The 26,189-nt window shown below is 71.4% G+C and carries 28 protein-coding genes and 1 tRNA gene; 12 read left to right on the forward strand and 17 right to left on the reverse strand.

What is annotated here, in order from left to right; translation table 11 throughout:
* Window positions 1-320 precede the first annotated feature (320 nt).
* The 4 genes from mshC to ACIBBB_RS14935 all read right to left on the reverse strand — a co-directional run bounded on the left by mshC (window position 321) and on the right by ACIBBB_RS14935 (window position 3,881).
* Window positions 321-1,550: a cysteine--1-D-myo-inosityl 2-amino-2-deoxy-alpha-D-glucopyranoside ligase gene (mshC, locus tag ACIBBB_RS14920; protein WP_398981835.1), complete on the reverse strand. Its 1,230-nt coding sequence runs from the start codon at window positions 1,548-1,550 to the stop codon at window positions 321-323.
* A 132-nt stretch (window positions 1,551-1,682) separates the two neighbouring features.
* Entirely contained in the window at window positions 1,683-2,516 is an 834-nt protein-coding gene (locus ACIBBB_RS14925; protein WP_398981837.1) for an SCO1664 family protein, read from the reverse strand.
* Window positions 2,480-3,070 (reverse strand): DUF3090 domain-containing protein, encoded by a 591-nt coding sequence (locus tag ACIBBB_RS14930; RefSeq protein WP_078078138.1) that lies wholly within the window; start codon window positions 3,068-3,070, stop codon window positions 2,480-2,482. Before ACIBBB_RS14930 ends, ACIBBB_RS14925 begins: the two co-directional genes overlap by 37 nt.
* Window positions 3,071-3,176: 106 nt before the next feature.
* Window positions 3,177-3,881 carry a histidine phosphatase family protein gene (locus ACIBBB_RS14935; RefSeq protein WP_398981839.1) on the reverse strand — a complete coding sequence of 235 codons (705 nt, stop codon included), beginning with the start codon at window positions 3,879-3,881 and terminating at the stop codon, window positions 3,177-3,179.
* Between the two features lie 129 nt (window positions 3,882-4,010).
* Here ACIBBB_RS14935 and ACIBBB_RS14940 point away from each other — a divergent pair, with 129 nt between their 5' ends.
* Window positions 4,011-5,027 (forward strand): magnesium and cobalt transport protein CorA, encoded by a 1,017-nt coding sequence (locus ACIBBB_RS14940; protein WP_398982068.1) that lies wholly within the window; start codon window positions 4,011-4,013, stop codon window positions 5,025-5,027.
* A gap of 53 nt (window positions 5,028-5,080) precedes the next feature.
* On the opposite strand, the gene ACIBBB_RS14945 is transcribed toward ACIBBB_RS14940, so the two are convergent.
* Together ACIBBB_RS14945 and ACIBBB_RS14950 are read right to left on the reverse strand one after the other, a co-directional pair.
* Window positions 5,081-5,863 (reverse strand): ferritin-like domain-containing protein, encoded by a 783-nt coding sequence (locus ACIBBB_RS14945; protein ID WP_398981841.1) that lies wholly within the window; start codon window positions 5,861-5,863, stop codon window positions 5,081-5,083.
* 239 nt (window positions 5,864-6,102) lie between these two features.
* The gene (locus tag ACIBBB_RS14950) at window positions 6,103-7,155 is read right to left on the reverse strand and encodes an LLM class F420-dependent oxidoreductase (protein WP_398981843.1); all 1,053 of its coding nucleotides are present in this window, start codon (window positions 7,153-7,155) and stop codon (window positions 6,103-6,105) included.
* 150 nt (window positions 7,156-7,305) lie between these two features.
* Between ACIBBB_RS14950 and ACIBBB_RS14955 the strand changes: the two genes are divergently transcribed.
* Together ACIBBB_RS14955 and ACIBBB_RS14960 are read left to right on the forward strand one after the other, a co-directional pair.
* On the forward strand, window positions 7,306-8,289 hold the full coding sequence (locus ACIBBB_RS14955; RefSeq protein ID WP_189110435.1) for an aldo/keto reductase: 984 nt from the start codon (window positions 7,306-7,308) through the stop codon (window positions 8,287-8,289).
* The gene (locus tag ACIBBB_RS14960) at window positions 8,286-10,484 is read left to right on the forward strand and encodes a helix-hairpin-helix domain-containing protein (protein WP_398981845.1); all 2,199 of its coding nucleotides are present in this window, start codon (window positions 8,286-8,288) and stop codon (window positions 10,482-10,484) included. The genes ACIBBB_RS14955 and ACIBBB_RS14960 overlap by 4 nt, the downstream gene beginning before the upstream one ends.
* Window positions 10,485-10,571: 87 nt before the next feature.
* Here ACIBBB_RS14960 and ACIBBB_RS14965 read toward each other — a convergent pair whose 3' ends face one another.
* Window positions 10,572-11,243 (reverse strand): hypothetical protein, encoded by a 672-nt coding sequence (locus ACIBBB_RS14965; protein WP_398981847.1) that lies wholly within the window; start codon window positions 11,241-11,243, stop codon window positions 10,572-10,574.
* A 47-nt stretch (window positions 11,244-11,290) separates the two neighbouring features.
* Between ACIBBB_RS14965 and ACIBBB_RS14970 the strand changes: the two genes are divergently transcribed.
* Window positions 11,291-11,479: a DUF5703 family protein gene (locus ACIBBB_RS14970; protein WP_023542774.1), complete on the forward strand. Its 189-nt coding sequence runs from the start codon at window positions 11,291-11,293 to the stop codon at window positions 11,477-11,479.
* A gap of 88 nt (window positions 11,480-11,567) precedes the next feature.
* On the opposite strand, the gene ACIBBB_RS14975 is transcribed toward ACIBBB_RS14970, so the two are convergent.
* From ACIBBB_RS14975 to ACIBBB_RS14985, 3 genes are all read right to left on the reverse strand, one after another.
* Complete coding sequence (locus ACIBBB_RS14975; protein ID WP_398981849.1) at window positions 11,568-12,326, reverse strand: chaplin; 759 nt, start codon at window positions 12,324-12,326, stop codon at window positions 11,568-11,570.
* Between the two features lie 135 nt (window positions 12,327-12,461).
* Window positions 12,462-12,695: a chaplin ChpH gene (chpH, locus tag ACIBBB_RS14980; protein ID WP_189110438.1), complete on the reverse strand. Its 234-nt coding sequence runs from the start codon at window positions 12,693-12,695 to the stop codon at window positions 12,462-12,464.
* A 133-nt stretch (window positions 12,696-12,828) separates the two neighbouring features.
* A complete protein-coding gene (locus ACIBBB_RS14985; protein ID WP_398981851.1) occupies window positions 12,829-14,193 on the reverse strand; it encodes a M20/M25/M40 family metallo-hydrolase in 1,365 nt (454 codons plus the stop codon).
* An 88-nt stretch (window positions 14,194-14,281) separates the two neighbouring features.
* Between ACIBBB_RS14985 and ACIBBB_RS14990 the strand changes: the two genes are divergently transcribed.
* Together ACIBBB_RS14990 and ACIBBB_RS14995 are read left to right on the forward strand one after the other, a co-directional pair.
* Window positions 14,282-14,369, forward strand: a tRNA-Leu gene (locus ACIBBB_RS14990).
* A gap of 209 nt (window positions 14,370-14,578) precedes the next feature.
* The gene (locus tag ACIBBB_RS14995; RefSeq protein ID WP_398981853.1) at window positions 14,579-15,364 is read left to right on the forward strand and encodes a thioesterase II family protein; all 786 of its coding nucleotides are present in this window, start codon (window positions 14,579-14,581) and stop codon (window positions 15,362-15,364) included.
* A gap of 28 nt (window positions 15,365-15,392) precedes the next feature.
* On the opposite strand, the gene ACIBBB_RS15000 is transcribed toward ACIBBB_RS14995, so the two are convergent.
* Genes ACIBBB_RS15000 through ACIBBB_RS15010 form a run of 3 tightly spaced genes read right to left on the reverse strand, consistent with a single transcriptional unit; the run spans window position 15,393 to window position 17,902 of the window.
* A complete protein-coding gene (locus ACIBBB_RS15000; RefSeq protein WP_398981855.1) occupies window positions 15,393-16,058 on the reverse strand; it encodes an MBL fold metallo-hydrolase in 666 nt (221 codons plus the stop codon).
* The gene (locus ACIBBB_RS15005; RefSeq protein ID WP_398981857.1) at window positions 16,058-17,143 is read right to left on the reverse strand and encodes an S-(hydroxymethyl)mycothiol dehydrogenase; all 1,086 of its coding nucleotides are present in this window, start codon (window positions 17,141-17,143) and stop codon (window positions 16,058-16,060) included. Before ACIBBB_RS15005 ends, ACIBBB_RS15000 begins: the two co-directional genes overlap by 1 nt.
* 57 nt (window positions 17,144-17,200) lie before the next feature.
* On the reverse strand, window positions 17,201-17,902 hold the full coding sequence (locus ACIBBB_RS15010; protein ID WP_398981860.1) for a FadR/GntR family transcriptional regulator: 702 nt from the start codon (window positions 17,900-17,902) through the stop codon (window positions 17,201-17,203).
* 131 nt (window positions 17,903-18,033) lie between these two features.
* Between ACIBBB_RS15010 and ACIBBB_RS15015 the strand changes: the two genes are divergently transcribed.
* Window positions 18,034-18,573, forward strand: coding sequence for a gluconokinase (locus ACIBBB_RS15015; RefSeq protein ID WP_398981862.1), 540 nt, complete (start codon window positions 18,034-18,036; stop codon window positions 18,571-18,573).
* Window positions 18,574-18,613: 40 nt separating this feature from the next.
* Window positions 18,614-20,020, forward strand: coding sequence for a GntP family permease (locus tag ACIBBB_RS15020; RefSeq protein WP_398981864.1), 1,407 nt, complete (start codon window positions 18,614-18,616; stop codon window positions 20,018-20,020).
* A 31-nt stretch (window positions 20,021-20,051) separates the two neighbouring features.
* On the opposite strand, the gene ACIBBB_RS15025 is transcribed toward ACIBBB_RS15020, so the two are convergent.
* Together ACIBBB_RS15025 and ACIBBB_RS15030 are read right to left on the reverse strand one after the other, a co-directional pair.
* Window positions 20,052-20,753, reverse strand: coding sequence for a cytochrome b/b6 domain-containing protein (locus ACIBBB_RS15025; protein ID WP_398981866.1), 702 nt, complete (start codon window positions 20,751-20,753; stop codon window positions 20,052-20,054).
* Window positions 20,695-21,360, reverse strand: a complete 666-nt coding sequence (locus ACIBBB_RS15030; RefSeq protein WP_398982070.1) for a molybdopterin-dependent oxidoreductase — start codon at window positions 21,358-21,360, stop codon at window positions 20,695-20,697. Before ACIBBB_RS15030 ends, ACIBBB_RS15025 begins: the two co-directional genes overlap by 59 nt.
* Before the next feature lie 145 nt (window positions 21,361-21,505).
* Between ACIBBB_RS15030 and ACIBBB_RS15035 the strand changes: the two genes are divergently transcribed.
* Window positions 21,506-21,940, forward strand: a complete 435-nt coding sequence (locus ACIBBB_RS15035; RefSeq protein WP_398981868.1) for an ASCH domain-containing protein — start codon at window positions 21,506-21,508, stop codon at window positions 21,938-21,940.
* A gap of 50 nt (window positions 21,941-21,990) precedes the next feature.
* On the opposite strand, the gene ACIBBB_RS15040 is transcribed toward ACIBBB_RS15035, so the two are convergent.
* The gene (locus ACIBBB_RS15040) at window positions 21,991-23,646 is read right to left on the reverse strand and encodes an FAD-binding dehydrogenase (RefSeq protein ID WP_398981870.1); all 1,656 of its coding nucleotides are present in this window, start codon (window positions 23,644-23,646) and stop codon (window positions 21,991-21,993) included.
* Window positions 23,647-23,738: 92 nt separating this feature from the next.
* Here ACIBBB_RS15040 and ACIBBB_RS15045 point away from each other — a divergent pair, with 92 nt between their 5' ends.
* The 3 genes from ACIBBB_RS15045 (at window position 23,739) to ACIBBB_RS15055 (ending at window position 25,197) form a co-directional block, all read left to right on the forward strand.
* Window positions 23,739-24,287, forward strand: coding sequence for an NUDIX hydrolase (locus ACIBBB_RS15045; protein WP_398981872.1), 549 nt, complete (start codon window positions 23,739-23,741; stop codon window positions 24,285-24,287).
* A 197-nt stretch (window positions 24,288-24,484) separates the two neighbouring features.
* Entirely contained in the window at window positions 24,485-24,877 is a 393-nt protein-coding gene (locus tag ACIBBB_RS15050; RefSeq protein WP_398981874.1) for a YidH family protein, read from the forward strand.
* Entirely contained in the window at window positions 24,877-25,197 is a 321-nt protein-coding gene (locus tag ACIBBB_RS15055) for a DUF202 domain-containing protein (RefSeq protein ID WP_398981876.1), read from the forward strand. The genes ACIBBB_RS15050 and ACIBBB_RS15055 overlap by 1 nt, the downstream gene beginning before the upstream one ends.
* Before the next feature lie 11 nt (window positions 25,198-25,208).
* Here ACIBBB_RS15055 and ACIBBB_RS15060 read toward each other — a convergent pair whose 3' ends face one another.
* Window positions 25,209-26,168 (reverse strand): hypothetical protein, encoded by a 960-nt coding sequence (locus ACIBBB_RS15060; protein WP_398981878.1) that lies wholly within the window; start codon window positions 26,166-26,168, stop codon window positions 25,209-25,211.
* Window positions 26,169-26,189 lie beyond the last annotated feature (21 nt).

The raw sequence follows: 26,189 nt of genomic DNA on the forward strand, positions 1-26,189 counted from the left end.
GGGAGAGCGAACAGGCCCGGACCCGGCCGGCCCCCATGAAGACCGAGGCCCACGACAACTCCCGGGTGTGCACGGCGAATGGAGACCAGCAGTTCACGGGCGCGCGTGAACCCACCCTCCCGAGCCCCGGATCCGACCGCGACCCGGCTGGAGGCGCGCGCCGCCGTGGGCAAGCTCGGGCCCTAGGTGTGGTTGCCAGGCATCGCGGGCCAGGCGGGGCTTCGCGGACACGCCCCGGGGGTGTCGCCGGGGGGGGGGGGGGGGGGGGGGGGCCCCCCCCCCCCCCCCCACCGGCGGACAGCACAGGTCGACGGCAAGACCTACAGCGCGACTCCCAGCAGCGCGTCCACCGTGCGGGACACCACTCCCGGCGCCCCTTCGTCCGTGCCGCCCGCGGACTCCTGGAGTTCGGCCCAGCGGTCGATCGCCACCAGTGCCGTCGGGGCGTCCAGATCGTTCGACAGGGCCTCGCGGACCTCTTCCACCAGTGCCTGTGCCGGAGGGCCGTCGGGGCGGGACACGGCGGCGCGCCAGCGTGCCAGACGCGCCACCGCCGTTTCGAGCTCTTGGTCCGTCCACTCCCAGTCCGAGCGATAGTGGTGCGCGAGCAGTGCGAGCCGGATCGCGGCCGGGTCCACGCCCGCGTGGCGCAGGGCGGAGACGAAGACCAGATTGCCCTTGGACTTGGACATCTTCTCGCCGTCGAGCGCGACCATCCCGGCGTGCACGTACGTCTTGGCGAACGGGTGCTCGCCGGTCAGCGCCTGTGCGTGCGAGGCGCCCATCTCGTGGTGCGGGAAAGCCAGATCGCTGCCGCCGCCCTGGACGTCGAAGCCCATGCCGAGGTGGTCGAGGGCGATGGCCACACACTCGATGTGCCAGCCCGGCCGGCCGCTGCCGAGGCTGCCGCCGTCCCAGTTGGGCTCGCCCTCGCGGGCGGCCATCCAGAGGATCGGGTCGAGCGGGTTCTTCTTGCCGGGGCGCTCCGGGTCGCCGCCGCGCTCGGCGGAGAGCAGCCGCATCGCTTCCGCGTCGAGACCGGAGACCTCGCCGAAGTGCGGGTCGGCCTCGACGGAGAAGTAGACGTCGCCTTCCAGTACGTACGCGGCGCCGCTCTCGCACAGCCGCTCCACCAGCGGCACGATGCCCGGTATCGCCTCGACCGCGCCGATGTAGTGCTGCGGCGGCAGCATCCGCAGCGCCGTCATGTCCTCACGGAACAGGGCGGTCTCACGCTCCGCGAGCCCGGTCCAGTCCTCGCCGTCGCGTGTCGCGCGCTCAAGGAGCGGGTCGTCGATGTCGGTGACGTTCTGGACGTACTGGATCTGCCGCTTGGTGTCGAGCCAGACGCGCTGCACGAGGTCGAACGCGTTGTAGGTCGCCGCGTGCCCGATGTGCGTCGCGTCGTACGGCGTGATGCCGCAGACGTAGATACGGGCGACGGGTCCGGGGGCGACGGTGACGGGACCACCGGTCGCTGTGTCGTGAATCCGGAGGTCGCGGCCCTTGCCGGGCAGGGCGGGGACGTCGGAAGCGGGCCAGGCATGCATGTCATGAGCGTAACCGGACGTCGCTTCCGGATACGAACTGGACCGGTGCCGTTGTCCGATTCGGCGCCCTTGCATGATCGGCCGGTTGGTGCACGGCCGCCACACGGCCCCGGACGTCCGCGTCCGGCAAGGTCAGACGGGCGGCCAGGGGATCGCGGGCCACTGCCCGGACGGCTTCGGATGGCGTCCCGTACGGCGCAGTTCCTGGACCCGGGACCGTACGGCCTCGGTCTCGGCCGGTGTGATCAGTTCGGCCAACCGGGTGGTGAGTGGGGTGCCTTCGACCAACTCCTCGGCCAGCCGGTCCAGGACGGTCACGGCCTCGGCGGGCAGCGGCTCCCCCGCCCAGCCCCACAGCAGCGTGCGCAGTTTGTCGTCCACGTTGAAGGTGACGCCGTGGTCGATCGCGTACAGCCGGCCCCCGGCCTCGGGCAGCAGATGGCCGCCCTTGCGGTCGCCGTTGTTGATGACCGCGTCGAGGACCGCGAGCCGCCGCAGCCGCGGGTCGTCGGCGTGCACCAGCAGCGCGGTACGGCCCTCGCCGACCTCCGCGAAGCCGATCGCCTTCCAGCCCTCCGCCGGCTCCTCCTCCTCGACCAGGGCGAGGAGTTGGGGCGCCGTGTCGCTCTCGTCGGCCTCGATCCAGAGCTGGCACATGCCCTCGCCGTACGGACCGTCACGCAGCACGGTGGGCGGTACCAGACCCCAGCCGGTCACCTCGGAGATCTCGTAGGCGGCCACCTCGCGCTGGGCGAGCGTCCCGTCGGGGAAGTCCCAGAGCGGCTGCTCCCCGGCGACGGGCTTGTAGACGCAGGAGGCCGCCTCGCCCTCGTACGACACGGAGCAGTACAGCACCGCGTTGGAGGCCTCCCGGATGCGGCCCCGTACGGTCAGTTCGCCCTTGGTGATCAGATCCACCGCTGTCACGCTCATGCGTCGCGGCGGTATCCGTTCTGGCGCGGGCATACATGTCCCTCCGGGTCGAGCGGCAGACTGCACAGCGGGCACGGCGGCCGGCCTGCGTTGACCACGTCCAGGGCACGCTTGGCGAAGGCCCGCGCCTGGGCGCCGGAGAGCCGGACGCGGAGCATCGGCGGGCCGTTCTCCTCGTCCTGGAGCAGCCGTTCCTCGGCGTCGGCGAGGTCTTCGTCGGTGTCCGCGTCGAGTTCGACGAGCGCCTGGGCCTCGACGATCATGCGCTGTTCGTCGCCGTCCCAGGCCAGCGCCATGGTGCCGACCCGGAACTCCTCCTCGACGGGGGCGTCGAGCGGTGCGGCGTCGGCGACGTCGGTGGGGGCCACGGCGGGCACCGGTGCGTTGCCGCCGGTACGGCGCACGACCTCGTCGAGCAGCTCATCTATGCGCTCGGCGAGTGCGGCGACCTGGGTCTTCTCCAGGGCCACGCTGGTGACGCGGCCCGAGGCGGATGCCTGGAGGAAGAACGTACGGCGGCCAGGCAGCCCGACCGTACCGGCCACGAAGCGGTCCGGCGGGTCGTAGAGGAACACCTGACGGGACACGTCCTGTCTCCCTTGGGAATTGACGGAATGGGGCGGGCCGGGGGCTCCCGGAGAGCGAACCTCCGGGGTGGCGCGGACGGCCCGTCCACCCTACTGCGCGCGGAGATCACGCCGCGCCGCTGCCGCCCCCCACGACGGCTTCACCGCTGCTGTCCTTCTTTCCCTCCGCGCCGTTCTCACGCGGTGTCAGGGAACCGAGGTCGCCGGTCTCCCCCAGCCGCAGCAGGAAGGGGCGCAGCCGGGTGTAACGGATGGCGGTGACCGAGCAGGGGTCGGCATGGATCCGCTGGAAGTGGTCGAGATGCATGCCGAGCGCGTCGGCGACCAGGGACTTGATGATGTCTCCGTGCGAGCACATCAGGAAGACGGCACCTTCGCCGTGCTCGGCCTCGACGCGGGTGTTCCAGTCCCGTACGGCATCGACGGCGCGTGCCTGCATGGCGCGCATCGACTCGCCTCCGGGGAACACGGCGGACGAGGGGTGCTGCTGGACGACCGCCATCAGGGGGTCGTCGCCCAGTTCGGCGAGTTTGCGCCCGGACCAGTCGCCGTAGTCGCACTCGCTGATCCGTTCCTCCTGGTGCGCCTCGACACCGGGGCGGGCGTCGACGAGCGGCTGGACCGTCTCCAGACAGCGCTGGAGCGGGCTGCTGACGACGGCGGCGAGCGGCAGGCCCGCGAGACGTCCGGGGAGGGCGGCGGCCTGCGCGAGGCCCTGTTCGTCGAGCGCGACGCCGGGCGTCCGGCCGGCGAGGACGCCCGAGGTGTTGGCGGTGGAGCGTCCGTGCCGTACGAGGATCAGGGTGGCCATGCCGGCCAGCCTAAACGGTGCGCGGAAAGGCGGTCCGGCCACCCGGGCGCGGCACAGGGAGCGGGCGGGCCGATCCGGGAGACCGGCCCTGGTGCGGCAGACGTGCGTCGAACCACTTCGGCCGGGAATATGGACGGGGTGATCGTCGACCGTGCCATCTACCGCGACGGGCGCCGCACCGACGGGCCCGCCGATCTGTCCGACGCCCTGGCCGAGGCGCGCGCCGAGGGGGACGCCTTCCTCTGGGTCGGGCTGTATGAGCCGACGGAGCAGGAGTTCGACCTCGTCAGCCGCGAGTTCAGCATGCATCCGCTGGCCGTCGAGGACGCGCTCAAGGCCCATCAGCGGCCCAAGCTGGAGATCTACGACGACTCGCTGTTCATGGTGCTCAAACCGGTGGTGTACGACTCCGAGCAGGACACCGTCTCCAGCGGCGAGCTGATGGTCTTCCTCGGCGACTCGTTCGTGGTGACGGTCCGGCACGGCGAGGGCGCGCCGCTGCACGCCGTACGCATGCGCCTGGAGGCGGAACCCAAGGTACTCAGGCACGGTCCGACCGCGGTTCTCTACGCGGTGAGTGACGCGGTGGTCGACCATTACATCGATGTCAGCTCCGAGCTCCAGGTCGACCTGGAGGAGCTGGAGGCGCAGGTCTTCTCGCCGGACGAGGGCGGTTCGGGCCGGAGCAGCAGGACGGGCAGCCAGCCGACGGCCGAGCGGATCTACACCTTCAAACGGCAGGTGCTGGAGTTCCGCCGGGCGGCCGGGCCGCTGGCCGGGCCCATCTCGCGACTCACACGCGCCGGGGTGCCGTTCGTCAGGGAGCAGTCGCAGCCGTTCTTCCGGGACGTGGACGACCATCTGACGCGCGTCAGCGAGCAGGTGGACGGGCTCGACCGGCTGGTCTCGGACATCCTGTACGCCCATCTCGCGCAGATGGGCGTACGGCAGAACGACGACATGCGCAAGATCTCCGCCTGGGCGGCGATGGCCGCGGTGCCGACGCTGCTCGCGGGGGTCTGGGGCATGAATTTCCAGCACATGCCCGAGCTGAGCCAGGTGTGGGGTTATCCGGCCGCGCTGTCCGTGATGGTCGGCGCGGTGACCTTCCTGCACCGGCTCTTCAAGCGCAACGGCTGGCTCTGACCCGGTCGACCGGGCCGGAGCCGGCCGTTGCGCGGCTGTATCGGCTGTACGGCTCAGAAGGCGGGCGCGGTCGCCGGGCCGCCCAGCGCGTCGCGGCGCTCCGGCATGCTGAGGCTGACCATCCGCCGCCAGCGGCCCGCCCGCTCCACCCCGTACATGGCGTGGATGCCCGCGGTCAGCAGCGCCGCCTTGGGGCGGGGCCAGCGCAGGATGCGGCCCATGTGCTCCATCACGGCGATGCTCACGTCGCGGTAGATCTGGATCTCGGCACGCGCGCTCTCCTGGAGCACCCGGTGGATGGTGCGGCCGTGGCCCTGGCGCGCGAGGCGCAGCAACTCCTCGTGGCAGTACGCCAGATGACTGTCCTCGTCGGCGCTGATCATCCGGACGGCCTTGCCGACGTCCGGGTGGTCCGCGAAGTGCTTGCGCAGCAACTCCATCTGTTCGGAGGCGCGCTGCTCGGTCACCCGGCTGTGCGAGAGGTAGACGACGATGTCGTGCTCCGTCAGCGGGTCGTCGCGGCGCAGCTTGTCGTGCGGGAGGCCGATACCGCGCCGTTCGAGCAGCAGCGTGTAGTCGGTGGCGGGCGGGACGTCGACGGGCTCCAGACCGCGCTTCTTCAGCATCGCCTGGAAGATCCGCCCGTGTTTGTCCTCGTCCGCGCCGTGCCGCGTGATCTTGGGTGCGAGGTCCCGCATTCCCTCGGGCACCAAGGCGGCGATACGGCCGTTCTCCCAGCCGCCCTGGGCCTCGCCGCTGGCCGCGATGGAGCAGAAGAGCTGAAAGGACTCGTCGTTGTCGAGGATTTCCTCGAACAGGCCTCGGGCCGAGAGCATTGGATGCCACCTCCATACCGATGTCCGCACAGACATCCGCACAAGGATTCAAATCCGACACCGCGGAGCAGGCAACAGCTCAGGTACCGGAATCGGCCGTTCGGGGGAGGGGCGGGCGCACGTCCGTACGTATACGGGCATGCGTAACCCGGTGGAGGCCGGGGGCGTTGTCCTTTTCGACGGCCGTGGCGGGGAAGACCCCCCGAGCCCCCACCACGGCCGCGGACTTCCTCCGCCTCTCAGGTGACGAGACCGGCCAGTTCCAGGGCCTGGGTGCCCGCGCGCAGGGCCGCGAGGCGTTCGTCGAGGGTGAAGCCCGCGGGGGCCAGGGTCAGCGTCGTGACGCCGGCCGCGTCGTACGCCTTCATCCGGTCGGCGATCCGCTCCACCGAGCCGAGCAGCGTGGTCGAGTCGATGAGCTGGCGCGGGACGGCCGCCCCGGCGCCCTCCTTGTCGCCCGTCAGGTACCTGTCCTGGATCTCCACGGCCTCGCGCTCGTATCCCATGCGCCGCGCGAGCTGGTTGTAGAAGTTCTGCTTGCGGCTGCCCATACCGCCCACGTACAGCGCGGTGTACGGGCGGAACATGTCCGCCAGCGCCTCGATGTCGTCGCCCAGCGCGATCGGCAGGGTCGGACAGACGTCGAAGCCGTCCATGGTCCGACCGGCCTTCTCGCGGCCCGCGCGCAGATGCCTGAGCGCGGTCTCCTCAAGATGCTCGGCCGAGGGGAAGATCAGCAGCGCGCCGTCGGCGATCTCACCGGTCTGCTCAAGGTTCTTGGGGCCGATCGCGGCGATGTAGAGCGGAATGTGCTCGCGCTCGGGGTGGACGGTGAGCTTGAGCGCCTTTCCGGGTCCGCCGGGCAGCGGCAGGGTCCAGTGCTCTCCTTCGTAGGAGAGCCGCTCGCGGGACATCGCGCGGCGGACGATCTCGACGTACTCGCGGGTGCGGGCCAGCGGCTTGTCGAACTTGACGCCGTACCAGCCCTCGGAGACCTGCGGTCCGGAGACCCCGAGGCCGAGACGGAACCGGCCGCCGGAGAGCGAGTCCAGCGTGGCGGCCGTCATCGCCGTCATCGCGGGCTGGCGGGCCGGGATCTGGAGGATCGCCGAACCGATGTCGATGTTCTCCGTCTGGGCGGCGACCCAGCTCAGCACCGTGGGGACGTCGGAGCCGTATGCCTCGGCGGCCCAGCAGACGTCGTAGCCGAGCCGGTCGGCCTCCTGGGCGACGGCGAGGTTGTCGCTGTCCATTCCGGCGCCCCAGTAGCCGAGATTGATGCCGAGCCGCATAACCACTCCCTTACCGATCAGTAACGTCTCTGTGGCGGGACTCTAGCGCGTGGTGCGGGCATTCGTCAGGGGCGCCATCGGGCCTCCGTCCGGGGCGGGTTGTCCACAGGCTCACTGCGAGTGGGGCCTCGGCCAGTAATCTCAGCGGTCATGGAGCAGAGGCATCTCGGCCGTACCGGCCTGCGAGTGTCCCGGATCGGGCTCGGCACGCTGACCTGGGGGCGGGACACCGACGAGCACGACGCCGCCGACCAGTTGAAGGCTTTCTGGGAGGCGGGCGGCACTCTCGTCGACACCGCCGACGTGTACGGGGGCGGGGAGGCGGAGTATCTGCTCGGGCAGCTCGTGGAGAGACTTGTGCCGCGCCGGGATCTGGTGATCGCCACCAAGGCGGGCAGTGTGCCGGATCCGTACAGGCGCTTCGACGGCTCGCGCGGGCATCTGCTCGCCGCCCTGGACGCCTCGCTGGAGCGGCTGGGCACGGACCATGTCGATCTCTGGCAGGTCCACGCCTTCGACACCGGGACACCGCTGGAGGAGACGCTCCAGGCGCTCGACATAGCCGTGAGCAGCGGCCGGGCCAGATACGCGGGCGTGTCCAACTTCTCGGGCTGGCAGCTCGCCAAGGCGGCCACCTGGCAGCTGGCCTCCCCCGGCGTACGGACCCGGCTGGCGAGCACGCAGATGGAGTACTCCCTGCTCCAACGGGGCGTGGAGCGCGAGGTGTTGCCGGCCGCCGTCGATCTGGGGGTCGGGCTGCTGCCCTCGTCGCCGCTCGGCCGGGGCGTGCTGACGGGCAAGTACCGGCACTCCACGCCGGCCGACTCCCGTGGCGCCTCCGAGCAGCTGGCGCCGTTCGTCGAGCCGTATCTCGACGAGCCCGCGAGCCGCATCGTCGACGCGGTGGTGACCGCGGCGGAGGGACTGGCGACAACGGCGCTGGAGGTGGCGCTCGCGTGGGTCAGGGACCGGCCGGGCGTGGTGGCCCCCATCATCGGGGCACGCAACGCGCACCAGCTCACGGCCGCGTTGTCAGTGGAGAGCCTTAGGCTTCCCGACGAGATCTGCCGGGCGCTCGACGATGTGTCGGCGCCCGTGCACCGCTATCCCGATCAGGACTGGAGCACCCTGTGACTGTGCCTTCCCCGGGGGCGCCCCCCGGATCCCCCGCCGAAGACCGCGACACCGCAGTCGTGGAGGAGGCCGCGTCCGAGGCGGTCGCCGACGCGGACGGGGACGGCGACGGGGCCGAGGGCGGGGACGGGGCCGAGGACGGGGACGGGGCCGAGGACGGGACGAAGTCCGCCGAGGACGCGGCTGCGCAGTTGTCCGAGGCCGAGGCCGAGATCGCCGCGCAGCGTGAGCTGCGCGCCCGGATCGCACAGCGGAAGGCCGAGAAGGAAGGCCCCATCCCGGCGGGCGCCAAGCTGGGCGGGCACGCGGCGGATCTGCTCGCCGCCGTACGGGCCATGGAGAGCGGCCAGGCGGCTCCGCCCCCTCCGGTGGCACCCACCGCCGCCGCGGCCGCCGTACGGGCTCAGGACCGGCCCCGGGCTCCTGAGCCCGCTCGGGCCGCCTCGGGGTCCCCCGCGACCGCTCCGGAGGCCGTGGCGGCCGTAGGGGCCGTGCTCGCCGAGGGCGGTGCGCCGACGGCGCTGGCCCCCCAGGTCACAGCGGTGCTCGGCGAGCGGGCCGGTGACGCGCTGCGCGCCGATCCGTGGCTCCTGCTGTCCGTCCCCGGGGTCCGGCCGGAGCAGGCCGACGGTTTCGCCCGCGCGCTGCTCGGTGACGGCTGCGGTCCCGGAGACGAGCGGCGGTCCGCCGCCCTCGTCGGCTGGCTGCTGGAGCGCGCCGCTCTCCAGGGGCACACCGCGCTGGCGTTCCCGGCGGTGCGGGCCGCACTGGCGGAGCGGTCCGTGCCGGACCCCGACGGGGCGCTGCGGCACGCGATCGCGGAGGGAGCCGTGCTGGTGTTCCAGGACGGCGCCGAGGACATCGGCGAGGACACGCAGGACGGAACGGCGGACGGCGAGGGGGCGGACGGCGAGGCTGCGGAGGGCGCCGCCGAGGGTCCGGCCGCGCCCGTCCTGCTCGGTCTCGATCGGTACGCGCTGGCCGAGGAGAGCCTCGCCGACGGTCTGGCCCGGCTGGTGAAGACCGCACAGGAGGCGTCCTGGGACGAGGCCGCCGCGCAGGCGCCCTCCCCCTCGGCCGGCGAGCTGATCCGCGCGGTCGCCGGGCACGGTCTGGTGGTCCACACCGGCGGCGAGGCCGCGCGCGCCGAGCCGGTGGCGCTCGCCGAGGCCGTGCGCGCGCTCGGTCTGCGGCCGGTCGTCGCCGCGCACAGCGAGAACGGCCGGCGCCGGCTCGGTGACGGCGCCGTGACCGTCGCGGGGCTGCTGTCCGGCGCCGAGGGGCCGGGACGGGACGCGGACGGCGCGCTGGCCCTCGACCTCCTCGTCGTCCTGGACGCGCCCCAACTGGACGTGGAGACCGCGACGACGCTGGTGGAATCGCTGCCCGACGGCGCTCGGCTGGTCCTCGGCGGCGACCCCGGGGTGCTCTGGTCGGCGGGCGCCGGGCGGGTCTTCGCGGATCTGCTGGCGGCCCGGGTCTGCCCGCAGATCGCCTCGCGCACGCCCGACCCCGGGCCGCTCGGCGAGCTGGTCTCCGGCATCGGCATCGGTGAGCTGAACCAGGTCGAGGCGCCCGGCAAGGAGGTCGTGATCGTGCCCGTGCGCGACCCGGGCGAGGCCGTGCACCGTACGGTTCAGCTCGTCGCCGACTCGGTGCCGCGCGCCATCGGTGTGCCGTCCGGGCAGACGCAGGTGATCACGGTCGGGCACGCCGGCGCGGTGGGGACGCGCGCGCTGAACGTGGCGCTCAAGGAGCGGCTGAATCCCGGTCCCGGGCGGTTCGGCGGCTTCGACCCGGACGACCGGGTCGCCTATGTGCCCGCACCGGGCCGGACGCTGACGGGCGCAGTCGTGTCGGCGGACGCGCAGGGGCTCCGGCTGGACTGCGACGGGGTGCCCGTCGTGGTGCCCAGGGAACTGGTCGAATCGGTCGTACGGCACGGCTGGGCGCTCACGGCGCACCAGGCGGCGGGGATGCGGTGGCCGGCCGCCGTCGTGGTCCTGCCCGGCGACGCCGCGCAGGGCCTGAGCCGGCCCTGGGTCTACACGGCCTTCGGCCGGGGCGAGCGTCATCTGTCCGTGGTCCACGGCGTCGACCAGGCGCTCGCGCACGCGGTGGCTCAGGTGCCTGCCGCCGAGCGGACCACGCGGCTCCGGACGCTCCTGGAGGGCCTGCTGGCGCCCGCGGTGTGACCCGGGGTGACCTGGGGTGAACCCGAACGGCCGACGGCCCGCACACGAGATTCGTTGGCGGGCCGTCGGCCGTGTCGGACCGCGCGGTCAGGCGTCCTGTTCCTCCAGGTCACCGAGGGGGTCCCGGCCGCGGATCCCGGAGCTGTCGAAATCCTCGTCGTCGAAGACCGAGCTGACGTCGAAGCGGCAGACGACCTGCTGCGGATCGGCCTGTTCGAAGGGGGCGCCGAGCCATTCGCCGGGCTCCGGAAGGTCGTCGGCGGCCGACACCCAGAGTGTCGAGTCGCCCTCCTCCAGGCCGAACTCCTTGTGCCGGGACGCGATCTCGTCCGGCTCGTACTCGCCGAAGAGCACGCCCACAGCGGCGTGCACACTGGCGCCGACGACCGCCACGGTCTCGGCGTCCCCGTCGACATCGGCGATGCGCTGTGCCTGAGCCAGCAGTCTCCGCGGCTCCGCCACCGCGTAGTCGCGGCGGATCAGCACGCTGAGCGCGTTCGGCTCCTCCGGCCCCGCGTAGGGCGGCAAGGAGTCGTCCGTGCCGGGAATCTCGAACGGGGTGACCTCGTCGTAGAGGTCGTAGAGCCGCTCGTCGTACGCCTCCGCCGCGGTGGCGAGGGCGTTGAACGCCTCGGAAACCGCCGGGTCGTCCTCACCCGTGCGGCGTTCGACCGCCGCGAGGTGGCGGTCCAGCGCGACCTTGACCGCCTCGGCGGCGGCACGTACCTCGGCAGCCGTGGGCTGCGCAGCATCAGACATAGAGCAGACGCTATCCGTACCGGGGCTCTGCCCGCACAATAGATGCGATGCCGGAATACGAATTTGTCGACGTGTACGTGCCGCGCGGGGTGTCCCGCAGCGACGCGACCCGCCTGCTGACTGACCACGCCGAGTACGGACACTGGGAAATGGACCGACTGAGCCTGCACCGGGACGGCAGTCGCAGAGTGCGGCTGCGCAGACGGATCATCCGTCAGGTACGCGCCACCTGGTGACGGTGACGGTGACGGGGCGGATCCCCGTGGTGTGGAGGCCCGCCCCGTGCCGTACCGGGATGAACACGTGCCGTACTCGCGCGCCGTCCTATGCGGCGGCGCGGGTGCGCCGGTAGATGACCGTGCCCGCGAGAAGCAGGGCCGCACCGGCCGGAACGATCAGTCCGAGCCCGTCGCCGCCGGTCCGCGCCAGCACCTCGGTGCCCGTGGCGGGCGGGTCGACGGTCTTCGCCTCCGGGTGGTTCGGGGACGGCGGGACGGTACGGTCCGTCGGGGGCTCGGGGGTGCCCGGGGTCTCGGGCGTCTCCTCGGCCGGCGGGGCGGGGGTGTCCGCGTTCACGCACTCGTTGCCGATGGCGGGGTTCAGTGCTCCGACGATGTCGACGCTGTTGCCGCAGACGTTGACGGGGATGTCGATCGGCACCTGGATGAGGTTGCCGGAGCCGACACCGGGTGAGTTGCCGGTTCCGCCCTCGGCGTGCGAGCCGCCGCCTCCGGAACCTCCGTGCGAGCCGCCCTTTCCACCGGCGCCGGGGCCGTGCGAGCCGCCGCCCTGGGAGCCCCCGCCGTGCGAGCCGTCGCCGCCCGGGCCGCGACCGCCGTCCGACTTGTTCGCGCAGGCGTTGCCCATGGCGGGGTTCAGCACGCCGACGACGTTGACGGTGTTGCCGCAGGCGTTGACCGGGACGTGCACCGGGACTTGGACGTTGTTCCCGGACAGCACGCCCGGGGAGTTCGCCGCGGTTCCTTCGGCACCCGCGTCCGCTTGCGCGTAGCCGCCGCCGAGGGCGAGTACGCCGCCGGCCGCCGCCACGGTGATCAGGCCTTTGCGCGTGACCTGTCTCATAGCTTGTTCCTGCCTTCTGCCTTCCGGATACCCCCGGCGCAACGCGCCCGGGGTTTGAAGCGCGGCGGCCCCGGAGCGCATGGCGCGCACTCCGGGGCCGCTGGGCTCAGACCCTTACGGGTTCGAGGTACAACGTCACGCGTTGACGCAGGTGTTGCCGAAGGCGGGGTTCAGCAGCCCGATCACGGAGACCGTGTTGCCGCACACATTCACCGGAATGTGGATGGGCGCCTGGATGACGTTGCCCGAGAGCACACCGGGGGACCCCACGGCGGCACCCTGGGCACCGGAGTCGGCGACGGCCATACCCGCGCCCGCGAGCACGAGACCACCGGTGGCAGCCGCAGCGGCGACGACCTTCTTGATCATTATTCCTCCTTGTTGGCAAATGCGGTCCCAACCTCGGACCGCACATCTGTAACGAGGAGGTGGTGGCGGGGCTACGAGCCTATGGTCGCTTTCACTCTTTTCAGTCAAGTACGCACGCGCTGCCGAATACGGCTCAGCTGGCATCGATGAAGCGGTCCAACACCCGTACACCGAAGCGCAGTCCGTCCAGCGGCACCCGCTCGTCCACGCCGTGGAACATCCCGGCGAAGTCCAGCTCCGGCGGGAGCTTGAGCGGGGCGAAGCCGAAGCCGCGGATACCGAGGTCGTCGAAGGACTTGGCGTCCGTGCCGCCAGAGAGCATGTAGGGCACGGCCCGCGCGATCGGGTCCTCCGCGACGAGCGCGGTCTGCATGGCGTCCACGAGCCTGCCGTCGAAGCTGGTCTCCAGGGCCTTGTCGCCGTGCACGTCCTCGCGCTTCACGCGCGGGCCGAGGATCCGGTCGATGTCGGCGAGGAACTCCTCCTCGTAGCCGGGCAGGAAACGGCCGTCGACATGGGCGGTCGCCTGGCCGGGGATCACGTTCACCTTGTAGCCCGCGCCGAGCATCGTGGGAGCCGCGGAGTTGCGCAGGGTGGCGCCGATCATCTTCGCGATGCCGCCGAGCGTGGCGAGCGTGCCCTCCATGTCCTCCGGGTCGAGCGGGACGCCCAGCGCGTCGGACAGCTCGTCCAGGAAGGACCGCACGGTCTTGGTCATCCGCACCGGCCATTCGTGCCGGCCGAGCCGGGCCACCGCCTCGCAGAGTTCGGTGATGGCGTTGTCGTTGTTGGTCATCGAGCCGTGCCCGGCCGTGCCGTCCACGGTGAGCCGCATCCAGTGCATGCCCTTCTGCGCCGTCTCGACGAGATACAGCCGCAGGTTCTCGTTGACGGTGAAGGAGAAGCCGCCGACCTCGCTGATCGCCTCGGTGACGCCCTCGAAGAGGTCGGGGTGGTTGTCGACGAGGTACCGCGCCCCGTACGTACCGCCGGCCTCCTCGTCGGCCAGGAAGGCGAGGACGATGTCGCGCGGGGGCTTGCGCCCGCTGCGGAGCCTGTCCCGCACCACGGCGAGGGTCATGGCGTCCATGTCCTTCATGTCGACCGCGCCGCGTCCCCAGAGGCAGCCGTCGGCGATCTCGCCGGCGAACGGGTCGTGCGTCCAGTCGGCCGCGTTGGCGGGGACGACGTCGGTGTGACCGTGGATGAGCAGGGCGGGCCTGGAGGGGTCCTCGCCGGCGATCCTGGCGACGGTGGAGGCACGGCCCTTGTGGGACTCGAAGATCTTCGGTTCGAGCCCCACCTCCGCCAGCTTCTCCGCCACATACTCCGCGGCCGCCCGTTCGCCGGGGCCCGAGTGGTCCCCGTAGTTGCTGGTGTCGATCCGGATCAGATCCCGGCAGAGGTCGACGACCTCGTCCTCGCCCGAGACCGTCCCGCCCGTGTTCGACTCACTCACGCTGCTCACTCCCGCTGTCGTTGCCCGTGGTCGTCCCATCCTCCCACCGGGCGGGGATCGGGCAGTGCCCGATGTTTGCTATGGTTTTCCACGTCGGAACGGCCCTGGGTCGTCCGGCGGACACCTTGTCCGGGTGGCGGAATGGCAGACGCGCTAGCTTGAGGTGCTAGTGCCCTTTATCGGGCGTGGGGGTTCAAGTCCCCCCTCGGACACCATCGTTGACGTCATGCCGATCGGGATCCTTTTCCCGGTCGGCATGACGCATTCCACGGCCCCGTCCGGCCACCCCTAAGATCTGCCCCGAACTCCCTGGTGGGGGCGGCGATCGAGCAGAATAGGGGTTGCCCGCAGGGGGTCTCGCTGGCACGTTTGCGATGCAATTCTCAGTCGACGTGTGCCCCCAGAATGAGGCGACGGAAACATCATGACTCTCGCGCCCAGCGAAACGAAGCCGTGGATTCGACGCTTTCGGCCGGCATCCGAAGCACGCACCCAGTTGGTGTGTCTGCCGCACGCGGGAGGGTCCGCGCCGTTCTTCCTTCCGGTGACCAAGGCGCTCTCCCCCGAGACCGATGTGCTGGCCGTCCAGTATCCGGGCCGCCAGGACCGTCGCGACGAGAAAGGCATACCGAGCATTCCGAAGCTGGCGGACGCGGTCGCCCGTGAGCTCCTGGAGTGGGCGGACCGGCCGATCACCCTCTTCGGTCACAGCATGGGCGCGTCCGTGGCGTTCGAGGTCGCGCGGCGGCTGCGGGACACGGACGTGGAGGTGCTCGGGCTGATCGTCTCCGGCCGGTGCGCGCCGCGCTGCCGGTGCATCACGACACGTCAGCTCTTCACCGACGAGAACATCCTCGACGACGTCCGCCGGATGAGCGGGACGGACTCGGAGGTCCTCGGTGACGACGACGTCGTACGCATGATCATGCCGGCCCTGCGCAACGACTACGCGGCCGTGATGTCGTACCGGAGCGAGCCGGGGGCGACGGTGCCGTATCCCGTCGTGGCGCTGATCGGCGACTGTGACCCGCAGGTACCGGTCATGGACGCGCGGGCGTGGGCCGACCACACCGAGGCGGACTTCCAGCTGCACGTCTTCCCCGGCGGCCACTTCTACCTCAACGACCAGCCCGCCGCCGTGGTCGGCACGGTCAGGCACCACATCGCGCGGTGGTCCACAGCCGACGCGCTGCGGGACCGCGTCGCCTGAGGCGACGACCCGGCCCCGCACGACGGGTTCAGCCGCCGGCCCGGATCCACTCGTCGAGGTGCGGCGCCTCGTCGCCGACGGTGGTCGAGTCGCCGTGTCCGGTACGGACCACCGTCCCGGATGGCAGCGTCAGCAGCCGTTCGCGGATCGACTCGATGATCGTCGGGAAGTGCGAGAAGGACCGGCCGGTGGCGCCGGGCCCGCCCTGGAACAGCGTGTCGCCGGTGAAGACCGTGGACAGCTCGGGGGCGTACAGACAGACCGCGCCGGGCGCGTGGCCGGGCGTGTGCAGCACCGTGAGGGTGATGCCGGCGACGGACAGGCTCCGGCCGTCGGCCAGTTCGCCGTCCGGGAGCCGGTCCGGATGGGTCTGCTTCCACAGCGGCAGATCGTCCGGGTGCAGCAGGACCGGCGCGCCGGTGGCGGCGGCGAGCGCCGGGGCCGCGTCGATGTGGTCGTTGTGGGCGTGGGTGCAGACGATGGCGCGCAACGTCCGGCCGCCGAGCGCGGCCTCGATGGCCGTGGCGTCGTGGGCGGCGTCGATGACGATCGCCTCGGTGTCGTCGCCGACGATCCAGACGTTGTTGTCGACGTCCCAGGTGCCGCCGTCCAGCGAGAACGTGCCGGAGGTGACGAGGTGGTCGACGCGGGCCCCGGACGCGGCGGAGCCGGCGGGCGAGTCGGCGGCGGCCATCAGAGCACCACGACCGAGCGCAGGACGTCGCCCTCGTGCATACGGGCGAAGGCCTTCTCGACGTCGCCGAGTCCGATGGTCTCGGTGACGAACGCGCCCAGGTCGATACGGCCCTGCTGGTGCAGATCGATCAGCATCGGGAAGTCCCGGGACGGCAGGCAGTCGCCGTACCAGGACGACTTGAGCGAGCCGCCGCGCCCGAAGACGTCGAGCAGCGGCAGTTCGAGCCGCATCTCCGGGGTGGGGACCCCGACCAGGACGACCGTGCCGGCCAGGTCACGGGCGTAGAAAGCCTGCTTGTACGTCTCCGGGCGGCCGACCGCCTCGATGACGACGTCCGCCCCGAAGCCCCCCGTCAGCTCGCGGATCGCCTCGACGGGGTCGGTGGAGCGGGAGTTGACGGTGTGGGTGGCGCCCATCGTCTTCGCCGTGGCGAGCTTGCGGTCGTCGATGTCGACGGCGATGATCCGGGCCGCGCCCGCGAGGCGGGAGCCGACGATCGCCGCGTCGCCGACCCCGCCGCAGCCGATCACGGCGACGGAGTCGCCCCGGCCGACGCTGCCGGTGTTGATCGCCGCGCCGATGCCGGCCATGACACCGCAGCCGAGCAGACCGGCGACGGCCGGCGAGACGGCCGGGTCGACCTTGGTGCACTGTCCGGCGGCGACCAGGGTCTTCTCCGCGAAGGCGCCGATGCCGAGCGCCGGGGAGAGCTCCGTACCATCCGTCAGTGTCATCTTCTGTTCGGCGTTGTGGGTGTTGAAGCAGTACCAGGGCCTGCCCCGCAGACATGCCCGGCAACTGCCGCAGACGGCACGCCAGTTGAGAATGACGAAATCTCCGGGAGCGACGTCGGTGACGCCGTCGCCGACCGACTCCACCACGCCCGACGCCTCGTGGCCGAGCAGGAAGGGGTAGTCGTCGTTGATCCCGCCCTGCTTGTAGTGCAGATCGGTGTGGCAGACGCCGCACGCCTGGATCTTCACCACGGCCTCGCCGGGGCCGGGGTCGGGGATCACGATCGTCTCGATCCGCACCGGCTCGTTCTTGCCGGGCGCCACGACGCCTTGCACCTGCTGCGACATGTCTGGACCTGCCTCTCCATCGAGCCTGAAGGGGCAAGTCTGACATCGCGCCCCCGGTCAGGGTGCCAGCACGTCGAGTTCCTGGAGGGCGCCGACGGCGATCTGCCGGGTCAGCTCCTCGGCGCGGGCGGCGTCCCGCTCCCGTACGGCTTCGGCGACCTGTACATGCAGGGTCACGGCCGCCGGGTCCGGGTCGTGGAACATCACCTCGTGCCGCGTACGGCCTGTCAGGACTTCCGCGACCACGTCGCCGAGCCGCGCGAACATCTCGTTGCCCGACGCGTCGAGAACCACCCGGTGGAAGGCGACATCGTGCCGTAGATAGCCCTCCAGTTGGTGCCCGCGCGAGGTGGCGACCATTCCGAGCGCCTGCTCGGTGAGGGCGGCGCACTGCTCAGGGGTGGCGTGGGTGGCGGCGAGACCGGCGGCGACCGGTTCGATCGCGGAGCGCAGCACGGTCAGTGAACGCAGCTGGCGCGGCTGGTCGTTGCCCGCGAGGCGCCAGCGGATGACCCGCGGGTCGTAGACGTTCCACTCGGCGGCGGGCCGCACCGTCACCCCGACGCGGCGCCGGGACTGGACGAGATGCATCGATTCGAGAACGCGGACCACTTCCCGTACGACGGTGCGCGAGACGTCGAAGCGCCGTGCGACCTCGTCGGTGCGCACGATGCCGCCCTCGGGGTACTCGCCCCCCGTGATGGCGAGACCGAGGGTGTCGAGCACATGGGTATGCAGGCCCCGGCCTTCTGTGGTCATGACGGAAGCCTACGGGGCGGGCAGGGTGAAGAAGAAATATGACAAGTGAGTGACGACACCTTGAATACGTCGTACATATGAGTTTCAGTATCGCGAAGGCAGCGGAGCATGCGAGGACAGCGAGGTATCAGATGAACACCCCCCACGTCGTCGTGGTGATGGGCGTGGCAGGTACCGGCAAAACGACCGTCGGTCCCCTGCTGGCCGCCGCCCTGGGCGTCCCGTACGCCGAGGGCGACGACTTCCACCCCCCTGCGAACATCGCCAAGATGTCCGCAGGCACCCCGCTGGACGACCACGACCGCCGCCCCTGGCTCGACGCGATCGGGCGCTGGGCGCACGGCCGGGCCGGTCTCGGCGGTGTGGTCAGCAGTTCGGCGCTCAAGCGCGCCTACCGCGACCGGCTGCGGGCAGCGGCACCCGATGTCGTCTTCCTGCACCTCACCGGTGACCGCGCCCTGATCGAACGGCGGATGGCGGACCGCAAGGGGCACTTCATGCCCACCGCCCTGCTGGATTCCCAGTTCGCCACGTTGCAGCCGCTGGGCGACGACGAGGCGGGCGTCACCGTCGACGTGGCGGGCACCCCCGAGGAGATCACCGGACGGGGCGTCGCCGCGCTGGCGGGACTCGACCGTCCCCATGGGCCTTACGAGCCCGAACTCACCTGACAGACAAGCCAGTCAACTCCCCGATACGTAAGGATCCCCCGTGACCAGTCTCAGCGTCGAGACGCTGGCAGCGGACGCCGTAGAACCGATCACCTCGGCCGGCAACACGCAGCTGGGCATCGCCGTTCTCGCCGGTATTGCCGTCATCGTCCTGCTCATCACCAAGTTCAAACTGCACGCCTTCCTCGCCCTGACCATCGGCACGCTGGCGCTCGGCGCGTTCGCCGGCGCTTCCCTGGGCGACACGATCACCAGCTTCTCCACCGGTCTCGGCTCGACCGTCGCGGGTGTCGGTGTGCTGATCGCGCTCGGCGCGATACTCGGCAAGCTGCTCGCGGACTCGGGCGGCGCCGACCAGATAGTCGACACGATCCTCAGCCGGGCGAGCGGGCGCGCCATGCCCTGGGCGATGGTCCTCATCGCCTCGGTGATCGGGCTGCCGCTCTTCTTCGAGGTCGGCATCGTGCTGCTGATCCCGGTCGTGCTGCTGGTCGCCAAGCGCGGCGACTTCTCCCTGATGCGGATCGGTATCCCGGCGCTGGCCGGCCTCTCCGTCATGCACGGGCTGATCCCGCCGCACCCCGGCCCGCTCGTCGCGATCGACGCCATCGGCGCCGACCTCGGCGTGACGCTGGCGCTGGGCCTGGTCGTCTCCGTACCGACGGTGATCATCGCCGGTCCGCTGTTCTCCCGCTACGCGGCGCGCTGGGTGGACATCCAGCCGCCGGAGCGGATGCTCCAGACGCTGGAGAAGCGTCCGTCCGAGGAGGGCGACAGGCGTCCGAGCTTCGGCGCCACCGTCGCGACCGTGCTGCTGCCGGTCGTCCTGATGCTGGTCAAGGCACTGGTCGACATCGTCGTGGACGATCCGGAGAACCAGGTCCAGAAGGTCGCCGATGTCATCGGCTCCCCGCTGATCGCGCTGCTCGCCGCCGTGCTCGTCGGCATCTTCACGCTGGGGCGCGCCGCCGGATTCACCAAGGACCGGATCGCCTCGACCATCGAGAAGTCCTTCGGGCCCATCGCGGGCGTGCTGCTGATCGTCGCCGCGGGCGGCGGTTTCAAGCAGACCCTGATCGACGCGGGCGTCGGCCAGATGATCCTGGAGTTCTCCGAGGACTGGTCGATCCCGGCGCTGCTGCTGGGCTGGCTGATCGCGGTCGCGATCAGGCTGGCGACCGGCTCGGCGACCGTCGCGACGATCTCCGCCGCCGGTCTCGCGGCGCCGCTCGCCGCCGACATGTCCACGTCCCACGCCGCGCTGCTGGTGCTGGCGATCGGCGCCGGTTCGCTCTTCTTCAGCCATGTCAACGACGCGGGCTTCTGGCTGGTGAAGGAGTACTTCGGGATGGACGTCGGTCAGACGATCAAGACCTGGTCGGTGATGGAGACGATCATCTCCGTCGTCGGTCTCGGCTTCGTGATGCTGCTCTCGCTGATCCTTTAGCCGGTTACGTCACCCGCCTGGGCGGGGCTGGTCACTCCTCTTCCTTCCACAGAGGGTGCTCCCGCTCCGCCCAGGGCCGTTCCACCGACCCGGTCCGCATGCCGCGCCGCGCCTCCGGGTCGGCGAACGCCATCCCGATGTGCCCGACGAGCACAAGCCCCACGGCCAGCGACAGCCAGTCGTGGACGAAGGTGGCGCTCGTCCGCCACACCAGCGGCGTCAGCCAGGTGAACCACATCATCAGGCCCGTCGCGAGCATGACCAGGACGGCTCCGGCGATCCAGCCGCCGTACACCTTCTGCCCGGCGTTGAACTTGCCCGCCGGACGCGACTGGGGCCGGAAGTCACGCCGTCGCACCGCCCGCAGCCACTCCTTGTCGTGCGGCGCGAAGCGGTTGAGCCGGCGCAGATCGGCGCGGAAGGACGGGGACGCGAGCCCCAGGAGGAACGGTCCGGGCAGCAGCAGGCCCGACCACTCGTGGACGGTGACCACCAGATAGCGGCGGCCGACGAGTTCGGCGAGCTGCGGTACGTACAGACAGGCCGCCGTCGCCACGCACACCAGCATCAGGATGCCGGTCGCCCGGTGGACCATCCGCTCGGCGCGGCTGAACCGCCGCCGCAGCCGGGGGCGCGCCGGTTCCGGCCGTCCGGAGGGCGGGGCGTCCGGACGGTCAGACGGTCGGGGTGTCGGTGCGGCCGTTGGACCGCCCGACCCAGGCGTCGACGTCATAGCCGCGCTCCTCCCAGTAGCCGGGGCGGACGTCGGAGGTGACGGAGATCCCGGAGAGCCATTTCGCCGATTTGTAGAAGTACATGGGTGCCACGTAGAGCCGTACCGGGCCGCCGTGCGCGTGCTCGACCGGTTTGTCCTGCATCTTCAGCGCCACCAGTACATCGGCCCGTCTGGCCTGCTCCATGGTCAGGCTCTCGCTGTACGTGCCGTCGAAGCAGGTGAAACGGACCGCCTTGGCGTCCGGCCGTACCCCCGCGGCGTCCAGGATCCGCGACAGCCGTACGCCTTCGAACGGTGTTTCCGGCACGCGCCAGCCGGTGACGCACTGGACGTCCCGGACCATGCGGGTCTGCGGGAGCTTCCGCAGGGCGTCGAGCGTGTACGTGGTGGGCCGGTCGACCAGCCCGTCCACGGTGAGCCGGTAGTTCTCACGGTCCTTGCGGGGTACGGAGGTGGCCACCGAGTAGTAGCGGAACCCGCCCCCGTTGGGCAGCAGCCCGGTCAGCCCCGTCGGATCGCTGTCGGCGACCGAGCCGAGGAAGGCTTCGAGCCCCCGCTGGAGATAGGGCGCCGTGACGACGCCCGCCGCGCCGAGGCCCAGCATGGAGAGCACCAGGCGCCGCCCGACGGGCGTGCCCTCCGGGTCGTTGTGTGGAGTGGTCACCCATTGATTCGAACACCATGGAGGCGCGGAAGCCAGGGGCGTCGGCTTTCCGTCATGGTTTCGTCAGGTCCGGCAGACTGACGCCATGGAGACGCCCCAGGAACACCGCGAAGCCCTCCCGCCCTTTCTGCTGGCCTTTCCCGGGCCGCTGCGCGATCAGCTGGTCGCGGCGGTCCTGTCCGGGGAGAAGGTCTCGACGACGGGCCTGCTGGCCGAGTACGAGGTGGAGAAGGAGGAGCTGCCGCCGGTCGGCGAGCGCTCGGCGCTGATCGACTCGGACGGCCGCGAGATCGCCGTGCTGGAGCTGACGGAGGTGCGGGTGATGCCGCTGGGGCAGGTCGATCTCCAGCACGCGCTCGACGAGGGCGAGGGGTACGACTCGGTGGATGCCTGGCGCGCGGGCCACGAGGCGTTCTGGCACAGCGACGAGATGCGGGAGGCGCTGGGCGACCCGTCGTTCACCGTGCATGACGGGACGCTGGTGGTGGCGGAACGTTTCCGGGTCGTGGAACGCCGGTAGACCTTGCCCGGCGGTGGACCTTGTCCGGCGATCGAGGCGACCCGGCGAGTTCAGGCGACCGCCTCCGCCGCCGCCCGCCCGGCCGCGCGCCCGGAGAAGACGCAGCCGCCGAGGAACGTCCCCTCCAGCGAGCGGTAGCCATGCATCCCGCCGCCGCCGAAGCCGGCCGCCTCCCCCGCCGCGTACACCCCGGCCAGCGGTGTGCCGTCCTGCCGCAGCACCCGCGACGACAGGTCCGTCTCCAGCCCGCCGAGCGACTTGCGGGTCAGGATGTGCAGCCGTACGGCGATCAGCGGACCGGCCTTGGGGTCGAGGATGCGGTGCGGCGCCACCGTACGGATCAGCTTGTCGCCCAGATACGCGCGCGCACCTCGGACGGCCGTCATCTGGAGGTCCTTGGTGAACGGGTTCGCGACCTCCCGGTCGCGGGCGACCACCTCCCGGCGCAGCTCGGCCTCGTCGATCAGCGGCTTCTCGGTGAGCGCGTTCATCCGTCGCACGAGCGAGGCGAGGTCCTTCTCGACGACGAAGTCCGCGCCGTTGTCCATGAACGCCTTGACCGGTCCCGGCACGTCCAGGCGCGCCCGGTTGATCACGTCGCGGACGGACTTCCCGGTCAGGTCGGGGTTCTGCTCGGAGCCCGAGAGTGCGAACTCCTTGCCGATGATGCGCTGGTTGAGGACGAACCAGGTGTAGTCGTGGCCGGTGTGCATGATGTGGTCCAGCGTTCCGAGCGTGTCGAAGCCGGGGAACAGTGGCACCGGCAGCCGCCTGCCGCGCGCGTCGAGCCAGAGCGACGAGGGGCCGGGCAGGATCCGGATGCCGTGCCCGGCCCAGATCGGGTTCCAGTTCTCTATGCCCTCCGTGTAGTGCCACATCCGGTCGCGGTTGATGTGGTGGGCGCCGGCCCGCTCGGTGATGCCGAGCATCAGACCGTCGACATGTGCGGGCACGCCGGAGAGCATCTTTCCGGGCGGGGTGCCGAGGCGTTCGGGCCACTGGGCGCGTACGAGATCGTGGTTGCCGCCGATGCCGCCGGACGTCACGATCACGGCCTGGCCCTTGAGCTCGAACGTGCCCGCCGTGACGCGGCTGCTGGCCGTACCGCGTTCGGCGTCGCTCGGCTCCAGCACCTCACCGGTCACGGTGTCGACGGCGCCGGCGCTCGCGCCGAGCCCGGTGACCCGGTGCCGGAATCGGAATGTCACCAGTCCCTTGGCGACGCCCTCGCGCACCCGGCGTTCGAAGGGCTCGACGACGCCGGGACCGGTCCCCCAGGTGATGTGGAAGCGCGGCACGGAGTTGCCGTGCCCGCGAGCGCCGTAGCCGCCGCGTTCGGCCCACCCGACGACCGGGAAGAAGCGTATGCCCCGCTCACGCAGCCAGGACCGCTTCTCCCCCGCGGCGAAGTCCACGTACGCCTCGGCCCACTTGCGCGGCCAGTGGTCCTCGTCGCGGTCGAAGCCGGCCGTGCCGAGCCAGTCCTGGAGCGCCAGGTCCCTGCTGTCCTTGACGCGCAGCCGCCGCTGTTCGGGAGAGTCCACGAGGAACATTCCGCCGAAGGACCAGTGCGCCTGTCCGCCGATGGATCGCTCGGGCTCCTGGTCGAGGAGGATGACCGAGCGCCCGGCGTCGACGAGTTCGGCGGTGGCGACCAGCCCGGCCAGTCCCGCGCCGATCACGATCACGTCAGCGTCGTACGCCATGGGTTCCCACCTTCTCGGGGCGACTGAGGTGGTCCGATCTTCCGTACGGGCCGGTAACGAGTCAACCGGCCGTGCGTGCCAGGCTGTCCCGCATGAGCCCCGCTGACGAGATCATCGACATCGTGGACGAGAACGACCACGTCGTCGGGCAGGCCCCGCGCGGCGAGGCGTACGCGCGAGGACTGCGGCACCGCTGCGTCTTCATCCTCGCGCGCGACGCGGACGACCGTGTCTTCGTCCACCGCAGAACCGCGACCAAGCTCGTCTTCCCCTCCCACCACGACATGTTCGTGGGCGGCGTGGTCGGCGCGGGCGAGACGTACGACGACGCGGCTCTGCGCGAGGCGGAGGAGGAGCTGGGGGTCAGGGGCCTGCCGCGGCCCCGGCCGCTGTTCTCGTTCCTGTACGAGGCCGGGGACGGGCCCATGAGCTGGTGGTCGCGCGTCTACGACGTCCGGTGCGTGCTGCCGGTATCCCCGCAGGCGGAGGAGATCGACTGGCACACGTTCCTCACCGAGGAGGAGCTGGGCCGACGGCTGGCGGAGCGTGGCGGCGACGGCGGGTGGCTGTGGACGCCGGACGGTGTGGCGGCGTACGAACGGCTGAGAGGGGCCGGGTTCCGGGGCGTGTTTCAGAAGTAGCGTCGTCCCCCCGCGGGGCGGGGCTCACGCCCGGCGCGGAGCGGCTGACGACTCGTTGGTGCGTGCGATCGCAAGGCGGAGGATCGGCGTGGTGGAGGGACCGGGCGTACTCGGGCGACCCGACAAACGCGGGGAGCGCGCGTGCGAGGCGCCGCGAGCCGGACGGGACTTCTGAAACACGCCCTAGAGTGCGACGGGTGAACGAACTCGTGCGGAGCTTGCGGCTGTGGTTCGCGCCGCGGCGGATCAGGGACGAGGGTAAGACCCCCGACTACCGCTTCTCGCTCGCCAACGAACGCACCTTCCTTGCCTGGATCCGTACCTCACTCGCCCTGGTGGGCGGCGGATTCGCCGTCGACCAGTTCCTGCCGGACCTGCGCTGGGGTGTGCGGGTGGGGCTGGCGGTGGTGCTCTTCGCCATCGGGGCGCTCAGCGCGCTGCGGTCCATCAGCCAGTGGGTGCGCAGCGAGCGCGCGATGCGCCGGGGCGAGGATCTGCCGGTGACGGCGTTTCCGACGCTGCTGGGCCTGTCGGTCGCCGCCGTCGCCGTGATCATGCTGGTCGTGGTGCTGGCGGGCGGGACCCGCTGATGGGGAGCCCGGCGGCCGGGGCGACCCGGGACCCGGGCCTCCAGCCCGAGCGGACCCGGCTGGCCTGGCGGCGTACGACCCTGACGTACACGGTCGTGGCGGTGCTCGCGGGCCGGCAGGTCCTGCGGGACGAGGTGACGGCCGCGGGGGTCGCGGCGGCGGTGGCGAGCGCGCTCGTCTGGCTGGCGTTCCTCTGGGTGGCGCACCGGCGGATGACGGCCCTCGACACGCCGGAGCCGCGCGCGCTGCCTACGGGCGCGGGGGTCGCGGCGGTGGTGTGCGTGATCTGCCTGGCGGCGTTCGGCGTGACCGTCCTCTGAGGGGACGGCACTCAGCGGTTGCCCGTGCGGTAGCGCGCCCGCGTACCGGAGCGGGGGCGGGCGCCCGAGCCGGTGCGGGAGGTCGCCCTCGTACGCAGCGCCAGTGCGATCCGGCGCGGTTCCCGTCCCGCGAAGCCCGGCTCACGGGCCATCAGCCGGATCAGCTCCTCGCGTACGCGGGTGCTTCGGCCCGCCTCCGTGAAGTACCGGGCCTCGGCGAGCGCGCGGGCGACGCGGTGGTGGCGGGGCGTCAACGTCGACGGCTCGTCGAACCAGTTCCAGTGCGGGAACGACTCGTTGACCTTCGGCTGATCGTCGGCCAGATGCGTCCACACACGGCGGTCGAGGGACACATCGGTCACATGGTGCGCGGGCAGGGTCCGCACCCAGGCGTTGTCGGGGTCCTGCTGCCAGCGCCAGGTGTTCGGGCTGGAGCGGACGCGACGGGTCACCGCGACGTAGCGGAGCTTGCGCCGGATGACGGTCCACGGCTCCCGGCTCTCCACGACCCAGTCGGCGAGATGGCGGTGGAGCGTGCCGTAACTGCGTCCCTGCGCGACGACGTCGACCAGGGCGATGGGGCGGCTACGGCGGGCCAGCGCGTACGGCTCCAGGCCCACGGAGGCGAGATGCTCGCGGAAGCGGCGCCCGGCGGCGGGGCTCCAGCCGTCGTCGTCCATGCAGGAGACCGGCAGCCGCAGAAGCTTCCCGTCCCACGGCGAGTGTTCCAGCGCGCCGGTCAGCAGGTCGTACATCGAGTCGAGCGACCGGCCGAGGAAGCAGAGATCGGCTCCGTCGGAGCGGGCGAGGACCTTGGCGGTGACGGCGGTCAGCCCGGCGAGGACCAGGTCGCCGGGCGGGCTCTGGTCCTGCGGCGGGCAGAGCGTGCCGAGTTGGTCGGGCCGGCCGCCTCCGAACGCGGAGAGCGACCAGCGGTAGGGCTGGGGCGGTGGGGCGGCTTCGGCGCTCATACCGATCAGTTCAGCAGGGCG

The organism is Streptomyces sp. NPDC051217, assembly GCF_044455465.1.
In the GTDB taxonomy this organism is placed as follows: Bacteria; Actinomycetota; Actinomycetes; order Streptomycetales; family Streptomycetaceae; genus Streptomyces.

Bases quoted from the DNA above. Each gene is read 5' to 3' on its own strand.
- ACIBBB_RS15010 (WP_398981860.1), bottom strand. From the start codon at position 17,902: ATGACCACAGAAGGCCGGGGCCTGCATACCCATGTGCTCGACACCCTC.
- ACIBBB_RS15055 (WP_398981876.1), top strand. From the start codon at position 24,877: ATGGGGAGCCCGGCGGCCGGGGCGACCCGGGACCCGGGCCTCCAGCCC.
- ACIBBB_RS14935 (WP_398981839.1), bottom strand. From the start codon at position 3,881: ATGGCCACCCTGATCCTCGTACGGCACGGACGCTCCACCGCCAACACC.
- ACIBBB_RS15025 (WP_398981866.1), bottom strand. From the start codon at position 20,753: ATGACGTCGACGCCTGGGTCGGGCGGTCCAACGGCCGCACCGACACCC.
- ACIBBB_RS14950 (WP_398981843.1), bottom strand. From the start codon at position 7,155: ATGCGGCTCGGCATCAATCTCGGCTACTGGGGCGCCGGAATGGACAGC.
- ACIBBB_RS14925 (WP_398981837.1), bottom strand. From the start codon at position 2,516: ATGCCCGCGCCAGAACGGATACCGCCGCGACGCATGAGCGTGACAGCG.
- ACIBBB_RS14965 (WP_398981847.1), bottom strand. From the start codon at position 11,243: ATGTCTGATGCTGCGCAGCCCACGGCTGCCGAGGTACGTGCCGCCGCC.
- ACIBBB_RS14985 (WP_398981851.1), bottom strand. From the start codon at position 14,193: ATGGGACGACCACGGGCAACGACAGCGGGAGTGAGCAGCGTGAGTGAG.
- ACIBBB_RS14995 (WP_398981853.1), top strand. From the start codon at position 14,579: ATGACTCTCGCGCCCAGCGAAACGAAGCCGTGGATTCGACGCTTTCGG.
- ACIBBB_RS15045 (WP_398981872.1), top strand. From the start codon at position 23,739: ATGAGCCCCGCTGACGAGATCATCGACATCGTGGACGAGAACGACCAC.
- ACIBBB_RS15060 (WP_398981878.1), bottom strand. From the start codon at position 26,168: ATGAGCGCCGAAGCCGCCCCACCGCCCCAGCCCTACCGCTGGTCGCTC.
- ACIBBB_RS15015 (WP_398981862.1), top strand. From the start codon at position 18,034: ATGAACACCCCCCACGTCGTCGTGGTGATGGGCGTGGCAGGTACCGGC.
- ACIBBB_RS15030 (WP_398982070.1), bottom strand. From the start codon at position 21,360: ATGCTGGGCCTCGGCGCGGCGGGCGTCGTCACGGCGCCCTATCTCCAG.
- ACIBBB_RS14955 (WP_189110435.1), top strand. From the start codon at position 7,306: ATGGAGCAGAGGCATCTCGGCCGTACCGGCCTGCGAGTGTCCCGGATC.
- ACIBBB_RS15035 (WP_398981868.1), top strand. From the start codon at position 21,506: ATGGAGACGCCCCAGGAACACCGCGAAGCCCTCCCGCCCTTTCTGCTG.
- ACIBBB_RS14975 (WP_398981849.1), bottom strand. From the start codon at position 12,326: ATGAGACAGGTCACGCGCAAAGGCCTGATCACCGTGGCGGCGGCCGGC.
- mshC (WP_398981835.1), bottom strand. From the start codon at position 1,550: ATGCATGCCTGGCCCGCTTCCGACGTCCCCGCCCTGCCCGGCAAGGGC.
- chpH (WP_189110438.1), bottom strand. From the start codon at position 12,695: ATGATCAAGAAGGTCGTCGCCGCTGCGGCTGCCACCGGTGGTCTCGTG.
- ACIBBB_RS14970 (WP_023542774.1), top strand. From the start codon at position 11,291: ATGCCGGAATACGAATTTGTCGACGTGTACGTGCCGCGCGGGGTGTCC.
- ACIBBB_RS14940 (WP_398982068.1), top strand. From the start codon at position 4,011: ATGGACGGGGTGATCGTCGACCGTGCCATCTACCGCGACGGGCGCCGC.
- ACIBBB_RS15005 (WP_398981857.1), bottom strand. From the start codon at position 17,143: ATGTCGCAGCAGGTGCAAGGCGTCGTGGCGCCCGGCAAGAACGAGCCG.
- ACIBBB_RS15000 (WP_398981855.1), bottom strand. From the start codon at position 16,058: ATGGCCGCCGCCGACTCGCCCGCCGGCTCCGCCGCGTCCGGGGCCCGC.
- ACIBBB_RS15040 (WP_398981870.1), bottom strand. From the start codon at position 23,646: ATGGCGTACGACGCTGACGTGATCGTGATCGGCGCGGGACTGGCCGGG.
- ACIBBB_RS14945 (WP_398981841.1), bottom strand. From the start codon at position 5,863: ATGCTCTCGGCCCGAGGCCTGTTCGAGGAAATCCTCGACAACGACGAG.